Source organism: Pseudomonas palmensis, assembly GCF_017848315.1.
In the GTDB taxonomy this organism is placed as follows: Bacteria; Pseudomonadota; Gammaproteobacteria; order Pseudomonadales; family Pseudomonadaceae; genus Aquipseudomonas; species Aquipseudomonas palmensis.
Genome location: NZ_JAFKEC010000097.1, coordinates 1 through 10,302, shown reverse-complemented (window position 1 = coordinate 10,302; position 10,302 = coordinate 1). Strand labels below are relative to the sequence as shown.

The window sequence follows — 10,302 nt, the reverse complement described above, 5'->3', positions numbered from 1 at the left end:
CGGTGGTCGCCTCTTCGCGCTGCCAGTAGCCCTTCATCACCTGCGGGCCCTTGATGCACAGCTCGCCGATCTCGCCCAGCGCCAGCTCCTTGCCATTGTCGTCGATCACCTTGCACAGGGTCGACGGCAGCGGAATGCCGATGGTACCGATCTGGTTGTGCTCGGCCGGGTTGACCGCCGCCACCGGGCTGGTCTCGGTCATGCCGTAGCCTTCGCAGATGGAGCAACCGGTGACGCTCTTCCAGCGCTCGGCCACCGCCACCTGCAGGGCCATGCCGCCCGACAGGGTGAGCTTGAGCCCCGAGAAGTCCATCTTGCGGAAGGTCTCGTTGTTGCACAGGGCCACGAACAGGGTATTCAGGCCGACGAAGCCGGTGAACTTCCACTTGGACAGTTCCTTGACCATCGCCGGCAGGTCGCGCGGGTTGCTGATCAGGATGTTGTGGCTGCCGATCAGCATCATCGCCATGCAATGGAAGGTGAAGGCATAGATGTGGTACAGCGGCAGCGGCGTGATCAGGACCTCGCAGCCCTCGCCCAGGTTCGAGCCCATCAGCGCACGGCATTGCAGCATGTTGGCCACCAGGTTGCGGTGGGTCAGCATCGCACCCTTGGCCACACCCGTGGTGCCACCGGTGTACTGCAGCACGGCGACATCGCCGCTGTCGGGGCTGACTTCGTTGACCGCCTTGCCCTGCCCCTTGGCCAGCGCATCGTTGAACTTGACGGCCTTGGGCAGGTGGTAGGCCGGCACCATCTTTTTCACGTACTTGATCACACTATTGATCAGCAGACGCTTGAGCGGTGGCAGCAGGTCGGCCACTTCGGTGACAATGATGTGCTTGACCTGGGTCTTGGGAACGACCTTTTCGGCCAGGTGGGCCATGTTGGCCAGGCACACCAGCGCCTTGGCACCGGAATCGTTGAACTGGTGTTCCAGCTCCCGCGCGGTGTACAGCGGGTTGGTGTTGACCACGATGAGCCCGGCGCGCATCGCACCGAAGACGGCCACGGGGTATTGCAATACGTTTGGCAGTTGTACCGCGATGCGGTCACCGGGCTGCAGGTCGGTATGCTGCTGCAGGTAGGCGGCAAACGCCCCCGACAGCTCATACAGCTCGCCATAAGTGAGGGTCTTGCCCAGGTTGCTGAACGCCGGCTTGTCGGCGAAACGCTGGCAGGACTGCTTCAATACCGCTTGAATGTTCGGATACTCATCAGGATTGATTTGCGAGGCAACCCCGGCTGGGTACTTATCCTTCCAAAAGTGTTCGATCATGGAAGCCCACTCCTCCAGCAACAGCGAAATCTTCTCCGCAGTCGACGCGATTATTATTGATATGTGATGACGGATTGCTACAAACCGAAGCATCAGAAGCGCGCCGAGAGTAGCAGCTTTGCCAGAGGGCGCCTAGAGCCAAAGTGGGCCGCAAAGTCACATAAATGACTAACGAATACCCAGTAGTCATTTTTAGAGTAAAGGGTCTATTCAGCAAAAGCTTCGCCGGCAAGGCCGGCTCCTACACGGCAAAGTAGGAGCCGGCCTTGCCAGCGAATGGCTTTCAGGCGATATCGCGCAATTCCCGGCGCAGGATCTTGCCCACCGGGGTCATCGGCAGCGAATCACGCAGCACGATCTGCTTGGGCACCTTGTAGCCGGTGAAGTTGGCCTTGCAGTAGGCCTTGAGCTCCTCGACGCTCACGCCGCCATCGCGTGGCACCACGAACAGTTTCACCGCCTCGCCGGAACGCTCGTCCGGCACTCCGATGGCCGCGCAGTTGGCCACCTTGGGGTGCGCCATCACCACGTCCTCGATCTCGTTGGGGTACACGTTGAAGCCCGACACGATGATCATGTCCTTCTTGCGGTCGACGATGCGCGTGAAGCCGTCCGGGTCGATCACTGCAATATCGCCGGTCTTGAGCCAGCCCTGCGCATCGAGCACCTCGGCGGTGGCGTCCGGACGCTGCCAGTAGCCCTTCATCACCTGCGGCCCCTTGATGCACAGCTCGCCGCGCTCGCCCAGGGCCAGCTCGTTGCCGTCATCATCGATCACCTTGTACGCGGTATCGGGCAGCGGTATGCCGACCGTACCCAGGCGCGCCTGCTGGCCGTAGGGGTTGGTGCTGGCCACCGGCGAGGTTTCGGTCAGGCCATAGCCTTCGACGATGCGACACCCCGTGATGCTTTCCCAGCGCTCGGCAGTGGCCTTGACCAGCGCCGTGCCGCCGGAGTTGGTGACCTTCAGCGAGGAGAAGTCCAGGTGCTTGAAATCCGGATTTTCCATCAGTGCCACGAACAGCGTGTTCAGGCCCAGCAATGCCGAGAAGCGCCACTTTTTCAGCTCTTTGACAAAGCCCGGTATGTCGCGCGGGTTGGTGATCAGCACGTTGTGATTGCCGGTGACCATCATGCACATGCAGTTCGCGGTGAAAGCATAGATGTGATACAGCGGCAGCGGCGCGATCATCACCTCCTGGCCTTCCTTGATCATCCTCTGCCCGTCCGGCCCCAACTGCGAAAAGCACGCCAGCACCTGCAGCATGTTGGCCACCAGGTTGCCGTGGGTGAGCATCGCGCCCTTGGGCAGGCCGGTGGTGCCGCCGGTGTACTGCAGCACCGCCACGTCATCGAGCGTCACCTGCACCGGCTTGAGCGCATGGCCACGGCCCTGGCGCATCACCTGCCGGAACGGCACCGCCTGGGGCAGGTGATACGCCGGCACCATCTTCTTGACCCGCGCCACAACGGTGTTCACCAGCCAGCCCTTGGCCAGCGGCAGCAGGTCGCCCATCTTCGCCTCGATCAGCACCTCGATGCCGGTATCGGGCAGCACCTCCTGCACCAGCTTGCCGAACATGTTCAGGTACACCAGGGCACGGGCGCCGGAGTCCTTGAACTGGTGGCGCATCTCGCGCGCGGTGTACAGCGGGTTGGTGTTGACCACGATCAGCCCGGCGCGCATCGCGCCGAACACCGCAATCGGGTACTGCAGCACGTTGGGCATCTGCACCGCGATGCGATCACCCGGGACCAGGTCGGTGTGCTGTTGCAGGTAGCCGGCAAAGGCCGCGGACTGGCGATCCAGATCGGCGTAGGTCAGGGTGACGCCCAGGTTGGTGAACGCCGGGCGGTCGGCGAAGCGCTTGCAGGAGCGCTCGAACACCTCCAGCACCGACTTGTAGACAGTCAGGTCGATATGTGAGGGCACGCCCGCGGGGCGCTTGTCATTCCAGAAGTCAGCTTGCATTTATTCTTGTCCTCATTCCTGAGCCTGTGGGCTGCCTGCATGCAGAAAATCGCATCGTGTGCCGACGTTAGCAGTTAAGCCGCAGGGGGCAAACATGCCAAGACCTGTCATTAACATTCTGAATCTTGTTGCCATCATCCGTTCAATTACACAAATGGGCTATACACTTGCAGGATCAGCCACTTGCGCAAGGGAACCGCCATGAACCACGACGTGTTCTGGCTGCCGGCCAGCAACCATTGCAGCCTGCATGTGTATCAATGGCTGCCCGCCGCGCCGATCCGGGCCGTGGTGCTGCTGGCCCATGGCATGGCCGAGCATGCCGGGCGCTACCAGCGCCTCGGGCAGGCCCTGAGCGCTGCCGGCTTCGCGCTGTATGCCCACGACCAGCGCGGCCACGGGCGCACCGCCGAACACGGCACCCTGGGGCTGTTCGCAAGCCACCAGGGCTGGGACAGCGTGGTCAACGACCTGGCCAGCCTGGCCCAGCACATCGGCCAGCAGCACCCGGGCGCCCCGCTGTTCCTGTTCGGCCACAGCATGGGCAGCTACATCGTCCAGGCCTACCTGCTGCACCACAGCGCCAGCCTGCAGGGGGCGGTGCTCAGCGGCTCCAACTTCCAGCCACCGGCGCTGTACCGCGCGGCCTGCGTGATCGCCCGCCTCGAGGCCTGGCGCCAGGGCCCGCTGGGACGCAGCGCCCTGATCGACTGGCTGTCGTTCGGTTCGTTCAACAAGGCGTTCAAGCCCAACCGCACAGCCTTCGACTGGCTCAGCCGCGACAGCGCCGAGGTCGACGCCTACGTGGCCGACCCGCTGTGCGGGTTTCGCTGCACCAACCGCCTGTGGGTCGACCTGCTGATGGGCCTGGAACACATCAGCCAGCCGCGGCACCTGGCACAGATCGATCCCAACCTGCCGATCCTGGTGATGGGCGGCGAATGTGATCCGGTGAGCGCCGGCAAGCGTCTGAAGGATCTGGTCGGCGCCCTGCGCCTTGCCGGCAATCAGCGCGTGCAATTGCAGCTCTACCCGCAGGCACGCCATGAACTGCTCAACGAAACCAACCGTGACGAGGTGACGGCGGCGCTCATCGCCTGGCTCGAGCAGGCGCTGACCCAGGGCCGCCCTGCCCGCAGCGAGTGATACAGTACGCACCTTGTCCGAACCTTGAAGGAAACAGCCTGCATGACCCAGGTCACCAACACGCCTTACGAAGCCCTCGAAGTGGGCCAGACCGCCAGCTTCAGCAAGACGGTCGAAGAACGCGACATCCAGCTGTTCGCCGCGATGTCCGGTGACCACAACCCGGTGCACCTGGATGCCGAATTCGCGGCCAGGAGCATGTTCAAGGAACGCATTGCCCACGGCATGTTCAGCGGCGCGCTGATCAGTGCCGCAGTGGCCTGCGAACTGCCCGGCCCCGGCACCATCTACCTGGGCCAGCAGATGAGCTTCCAGAAGCCGGTGAAGATCGGCGACACCCTGACCGTGCGCCTGGAAATCCTCGAGAAGCTGCCCAAGTTCCGCGTGCGCATTGCCACCCGCGTGTTCAACCAGCACGACGAACTGGTGGTGGACGGCGAAGCCGAGATCCTCGCCCCGCGCAAGCAGCAGAGCGTCGACCTGGTGAGCCCGCCGCCGATCACCATCGGCTGATAGCGGCCCATGGCGCTGGTTACCGAGCACCTGCAGGCGGGCGGCCTGGTCGAGGCCTACTGGGTCAGGGCCAGCGCCGCCAGCTTTCCGCGTCATGCCCATGACGAGTATGTGCTGGGCGTTAACCTGAGCGGTTGCGAGCAGATCTGGCTGGACGGACGTGAGCTGCAGGCGGCGCCGGGTCAGGTGACCCTGTACAACCCGCTGGCGGTGCAGGCCTCCACCTTCGACCCGGCAGGCGTGGAGTACATCAGCCTGCACATGGCGCCCGAGGCGATAGCCCGGTTGGTCAGCCAGAACAACCTGAACAGCCCGCTGTTCGAGCAAGGCGTGTTCGACCAGCCTGCGCTGTGCCAGGCGATCGTGGCCTTCGCCCGTGCGCCGGCACACTCCGGCCATCAGGAGGAAGCCTTGTTGGCCCTGCTGGCGCAATGGCTGGAGCAGTCGCCCGGCAGGCCCGGCGAATACAGCCACGCATTGGCCCAGGCGCTGCAGTTCATGCGCCAGCACCTGGGGCACAAGCTTGAGCTGGACGAGCTTGCGCAGGTGGCCGGGTTGAGCAAGTACCACTTCGTGCGCAGCTTCAAGAAGGCCACAGGGCTGGCACCCCTGCAGTACCACATGCAACTGCGCCTGATCGAGGCACGCCGTTGCCTGCGCGCCGGCCTGCACCCGCTGGACGTGGCCCAGCTTCTGGGCTTCTACGACCAGAGCCATTTCATCAACAGTTTTCGCCGGGTAATGGGCGCCACGCCCCATCATTACTGGCAGGCGTTCAAGCCTTCATAAGCAAAAGAGCTGCTGGCGCAGCCCTGACCGGTCAATGCGGCAAAAAGCCTGCCGTCCCGTCCTTGGAACGTTTTGCCGTGCGCTTTTCCTTGGCGGTTTTGGCGGGTTTCTTCTTGACCGATTTTTTCGCATCCAGACCTTTCATGACAGGCCCTCCGCTGAGCGCGACACCTGCTTGCCGGTGACCGACTGATTATAGACCCGCCCCGGCGACCGGCGCGGCGAGGATGAATTCGCGGTAGCCCGATACGATCACGTACACCGCGAAATAGCAGAAGATGCCCGCCGAGGCCAGGTACGACCAGGTCAGCAGACGGTCGCCCAGCAGGCGCCCGCCGTGGCTGGCCAAGGTGCACAGCGACGCGCACCACAGCAGCCCGGCAATGAAGAACCCGCTGAGAAACAACCCGGCCTCGAGCATGCCGCCTGCGCCGGAGCGCGAGATCAGCACCCCGCCGACCGCGGCAAACCACAGGATCGCGCTGGGCGAAGACATGGCCAGAAAGATGCCGCGCAGAAACTCGCGCCAGGGCGATTCGCGCACCACCTGCTGGCTGGTGTCCATATGCGCATTGCCGCGCCAGGCGGCCAGCAGCATCTTCAGTGCAAACCACACCAGCAAAAGCGAACCGCCCACCCACAACACCCAGCGCACGCTGGTGAACTGCAGCAGCACGGTCATGCCGAGCAATGCCGCCACGGCATAGATCAGATCCCCCACACAGGTGCCCAGCCCCAGCCAGAAGCCCTGCAGAAAGCCGCGCTGCATGGCCAGGGTGATCATGGCGATATTGGCCACGCCGATATCCAGGCACAACGACAGGCTGAGAAGAAATCCGTTGGAAAATGGCATGAACGCTCGACTACCGACGATGAAGGGCAGGCGCCATTAGACTCAGTGATGGAGGGTGTTGTATTGGAAGAAATTGCCGTGCTCAGGCCCGCGCGGCCCGCTCGAAGACCTCATCGGCCCATTGATTGAGACTCTTGCCTGCAGCCTGCGCCGCGATGCTGGCAGCGGCGTGCACCTCTGGCCGGATACGCAGCATCACCTTGCCAGAAGCCGGTTTCTCGGGAGCGATGCCCTGTTCAGCACAATCGGCCAGGTAGTCTTCAAGCGCCAGGCTAAACGCTTCATGCAGCGCACTCACGGAGCTTGCGTGAAAACTGATGATGTCTCGAACCCCGAGTACCCGCCCGACGAAGATATCGTCGCGTGCGTCGTATTCGACACGGGCCGAATAGCCCTTGTAAGTCATGCTGCTCATACTTGAACTCCTGCCCGCGAGAGAAATTCACGGGCTTCTTCAACCTGATATCGCTTGGCCTCTTTGCCTGGGTGCGGGCGGTGGCAGCGCCACTGCTGATCGCCCAGCACCAGCTTGAGCCTTGAGCCCTCACGCTCGATGACCCGCCCCCCAAGATGGAGAACCAGCGCTTCAATATCGGAGAAGACCACAGAAGAAAGAGTCGGTATCCGAAAAATGGCATCGAGGGTCTTTCGATATCGATTGTTCATCGGAAAATGCTATCAAAATAAGATAGCATTTTTTCCAAAGGAGTCATTCAGGATCTTTCAGTGACCCGCCAGCACCTGCGCATACCGCTCCCGGTCGATATTGGCGCCACTGAGCACCACTGCCACCTTGCGCCCCTGCTGATGCTCGCGCTCCTGCAACAACGCCGCCAGCCCCGCCGCACCGGCACCTTCGGCGGTGTTGTGCGTGTCTTCGTGGAAGATGCGCATGGCGTTGGCGATTTCAGGGTCGCTGACGCGCACCACCCGCGCCGCGCCCTGGCGGATGATCTCGAACGCCTCGGGCAAGGGCATGCGGCATGCCATGCCGTCGGCGAAGGTGTTGGCGGTTTCGGTGGTGACGATGCGGTTCTGCTCGAAACTCGAGGCAAAGGCATCGGCCTCGGTGGACACCACCCCGACGATCTCGGTGTGCAGCCCCAGCAGGTCACGGGTACGAATCAGCCCGCAGATGCCCGAGCCCATGCCGATCGGCACGTACACGCAGTCCAGCGCCGGTACGGCCTCGAACAGCTCCAGCGCGTAGGTGGCCACGCCGCGAATCAGGTCCGGGTGGAACGGCGGCACGCTTTCATAGCCGTGCACCTGCGCCAGTCGCGCCGCCTCGGCCCGCGCCAGGTCGAAATCGGCGCCATGCTCCACCAGTTGCGCACCCAGCGCGCGCATGGCGGCATTCTTTTCCCGCGAGTTGCCCTCGGGCACCACGATGATGATCGGCAACCCGGCACTGCGCGCCGCCAGCGCCAGGCTCTGCCCGTGGTTGCCACGGGTGGCGGTGACCAGCCCGCGCACCGTGGGTGAGCGCGCCAGCAGCGCCTGCACGTACAGCAGCCCGCCGCGAACCTTGAAGGCACCGGTGGGCGCGTGGTTCTCGTGCTTGACCCACACCTGGCAGCCCACGCGTTCGGCCAGGCGCGGCCAGGCGTACTGGGGCGTGGCAGGAACGCGGGTGTGTACCAGGCGGGCAGCGTCGCGCAGGGCGGACAGGTCGAACATGAGGCACCTCGATGGCCAGGGGAATTGACCTGATCCTAGTCGCGCCGCATTGTATGGGTGAACCCTTATATTGCATGGCCAACAATAAATGTGGACCCCCACCCTAGGCGACACCTCCCTGCCCCGCTACCTCGAACTGGTCGAGGCGATTGCGCGGGCGATCGAAAGCGGCGAGCTGAAAGTGGGCGAGCGCCTGCCGCCGCAGCGGCGCCTGGCCTGGAACCTGGGCCTGAACCCCAGCACCACCCAGCAGGCGTACCGCGAGGCAGCGGCCCGGCACCTGGTGTCCGGTGAGGTAGGGCGCGGCACCTACGTGCTGGCGGGCAGCAAGGAAGCAACGCTGTTCCGCCTCAAGCAACCCGGCCAGCAAGCGACGCAGATCGACCTGTCGACCAATGTGCCGGTGGCCGACGACAGCAGCCCCGACCTGGCGCATGCCTTGCGCCATCTGCTGGAACAAGGCCCTGCCGGCCAGCTCGAGCATTACCTGGGTGCCGAACAGTTGCTGCGCGGGCGCCTTCAGGGCGCCGCCTGGCTGCGCCGGCGCGGCCTGCAACTGGACGAGCGCCAGGTGCTGCTGTGCGGCGGTGCCCAGCTGGGGTTGTTCAACGTGCTGCTTTCGCTGTGCCAGCCAGGAGACGCCGTGATGGTCGAGGCCTTGACCGCACCCGGCATCAAGGCGGCCTGTCGACAATTGCGCCTGCCGTTGCACGAGGTTGCGCTGGACGGCCAGGGCATCCTGCCCGACGACCTGGACCGTGTCGCACGGGCCACCGGCGCGCGGGTCGTGGTGCTGACGCCGACCCTGCAGAACCCCACCGGCGCCTGCATGGGCGCTGCGCGCCAGGCCGCCATTGCCGCAGTGATCGAGCGCCATGCCCTGACCCTGATCGAAGATGATGTCTACGGTGCCCTGGCCGATACCCCGGCGCTGCTGGCACAGGTGGGCGGGCGCGGCGTGCTGGTCACCAGCCTGTCGAAGAGCGTCGCGGCCGGTTTGCGCCTGGGCTGGATCGTCGGCAGCGCCGAGTTGCTGGCGCGCATCGACCCGCATGCCCAGGCAACACACTGGCCGGTGTCGCCGCTGGACCTGGAGATCGCCTGCCGCTGGATCGATGACGGCACCGCGGCGCGACGCGTGGCCTGGCAGCGTGAAGAAGTGGGTCAGCGCTGGCGGATGGCCAGGCGGATACTGGGCAAGGCATTGGTGGGGGATGTGCCTTCGCCGCATGTCTGGGTCAACGGTGTGCGCGCCACAGCGTGCCGTGATGCCGGCGTGGCAGTGGTGCCAGCCGAGGTGTTCGCGGTGCGCCAGGGCGACCGGGCAGCGGTGCGCATCAGCCTGTCGGCGGCGCAGAGCCGGGTGCAGTTGAAGCAGGCGCTGGAAAGGGTGGCGGAAGTGGTTTCAGGGTGAGCGGGCCGCCCCTTCGCCGGCAAGGCCGGCTCCTGCAGAGAACGCGGTACCGGTGCCGGCGAAGAGGCCCTCCAATTCAATCGCAACATCCGGAGTGAAACCCCAGTCACCTTTTCTACACTGAACCTGCTCCCTTACCCACGGAAACCGGCATGAACCCGCTGTTCTACACCCAGGCCTGCGCCCACCTGGCCAGCCTCGACCCGATCTGGGCCGCGCATATCGAGCGCATCGGCCCATGCCTGCACCAAACGCTGCCCACCCGCGACCCGTATCAGGCGCTGGTCAGGTCGATTGCCTACCAGCAATTGCACGCCAGGGCCGCCGAAGCGATCCTGCGGCGGTTCCTGGCGCTGTACCCCGGGCAGGCCTTCCCCAGCCCCGAGCAACTGCTGGCCACCGCGCCCGAGCAACTGCGTGCCTGCGGGTTTTCCGCGAGCAAGCTGGCCACTATCCAGGGCATCGCCCAGGCTCGCCTCGACGGCCTGGTACCCGACCATGAGCTGGCCCGCCGTCTCGACGAAACCAGCCTGATCGAGCGCCTGACGCAACTGCGCGGGGTTGGACGCTGGACCGTGGAGATGCTGCTGATCTACACCCTTGAACACATGGACACCCTGCCCGCCGATGACTTCGGCGTGCGCGAAGGCTACCGT

The 10,302-nt window shown here is 64.4% G+C and carries 11 protein-coding genes; 5 read left to right on the top strand and 6 right to left on the bottom strand.

Annotated features, from left to right (window positions below):
- Nucleotides 1–1,279: AMP-binding protein (locus JZZ72_RS26970; RefSeq protein ID WP_210015451.1), on the bottom strand; the 1,279-nt coding region annotated here is incomplete at its 3' end.
- Nucleotides 1,280–1,562: 283 nt separating this feature from the next.
- Entirely contained in the window at nucleotides 1,563–3,251 is a 1,689-nt protein-coding gene (gene fadD2, locus JZZ72_RS26965; RefSeq protein WP_058541533.1) for a long-chain-fatty-acid--CoA ligase FadD2, read from the bottom strand.
- A 201-nt stretch (nucleotides 3,252–3,452) separates the two neighbouring features.
- Here fadD2 and JZZ72_RS26960 point away from each other — a divergent pair, with 201 nt between their 5' ends.
- The 3 genes from JZZ72_RS26960 to JZZ72_RS26950 are packed head-to-tail and all read left to right on the top strand — an operon-like array spanning nucleotide 3,453 to nucleotide 5,699.
- Nucleotides 3,453–4,397 (top strand): alpha/beta hydrolase, encoded by a 945-nt coding sequence (locus tag JZZ72_RS26960; RefSeq protein ID WP_054914948.1) that lies wholly within the window; start codon nucleotides 3,453–3,455, stop codon nucleotides 4,395–4,397.
- Between the two features lie 42 nt (nucleotides 4,398–4,439).
- On the top strand, nucleotides 4,440–4,910 hold the full coding sequence (locus JZZ72_RS26955) for a MaoC family dehydratase (RefSeq protein ID WP_043864165.1): 471 nt from the start codon (nucleotides 4,440–4,442) through the stop codon (nucleotides 4,908–4,910).
- A 9-nt stretch (nucleotides 4,911–4,919) separates the two neighbouring features.
- Complete coding sequence (locus JZZ72_RS26950) at nucleotides 4,920–5,699, top strand: helix-turn-helix domain-containing protein (RefSeq protein ID WP_054914949.1); 780 nt, start codon at nucleotides 4,920–4,922, stop codon at nucleotides 5,697–5,699.
- Nucleotides 5,700–5,892: 193 nt separating this feature from the next.
- Here the strand turns inward: JZZ72_RS26950 and JZZ72_RS26945 are convergent, their stop codons facing one another.
- From JZZ72_RS26945 to JZZ72_RS26930, 4 genes are all read right to left on the bottom strand, one after another.
- A complete protein-coding gene (locus JZZ72_RS26945) occupies nucleotides 5,893–6,552 on the bottom strand; it encodes a LysE family translocator (protein WP_078481629.1) in 660 nt (219 codons plus the stop codon).
- 82 nt (nucleotides 6,553–6,634) lie between these two features.
- Entirely contained in the window at nucleotides 6,635–6,967 is a 333-nt protein-coding gene (locus JZZ72_RS26940; protein ID WP_043864168.1) for a type II toxin-antitoxin system HicB family antitoxin, read from the bottom strand.
- Nucleotides 6,964–7,218 (bottom strand): type II toxin-antitoxin system HicA family toxin, encoded by a 255-nt coding sequence (locus JZZ72_RS26935; RefSeq protein WP_081315179.1) that lies wholly within the window; start codon nucleotides 7,216–7,218, stop codon nucleotides 6,964–6,966. The genes JZZ72_RS26940 and JZZ72_RS26935 overlap by 4 nt, the downstream gene beginning before the upstream one ends.
- A 57-nt stretch (nucleotides 7,219–7,275) precedes the next feature.
- A complete protein-coding gene (locus JZZ72_RS26930; protein WP_210015450.1) occupies nucleotides 7,276–8,232 on the bottom strand; it encodes a threonine dehydratase in 957 nt (318 codons plus the stop codon).
- Between the two features lie 88 nt (nucleotides 8,233–8,320).
- On the opposite strand from JZZ72_RS26930, the gene JZZ72_RS26925 reads away from it, so the two are divergent.
- Nucleotides 8,321–9,646, top strand: a complete 1,326-nt coding sequence (locus tag JZZ72_RS26925) for an aminotransferase-like domain-containing protein (RefSeq protein WP_210015449.1) — start codon at nucleotides 8,321–8,323, stop codon at nucleotides 9,644–9,646.
- Between the two features lie 152 nt (nucleotides 9,647–9,798).
- On the top strand, nucleotides 9,799–10,302 hold a 504-nt coding region (locus JZZ72_RS26920; protein ID WP_210015448.1), incomplete at its 3' end, for a DNA-3-methyladenine glycosylase family protein.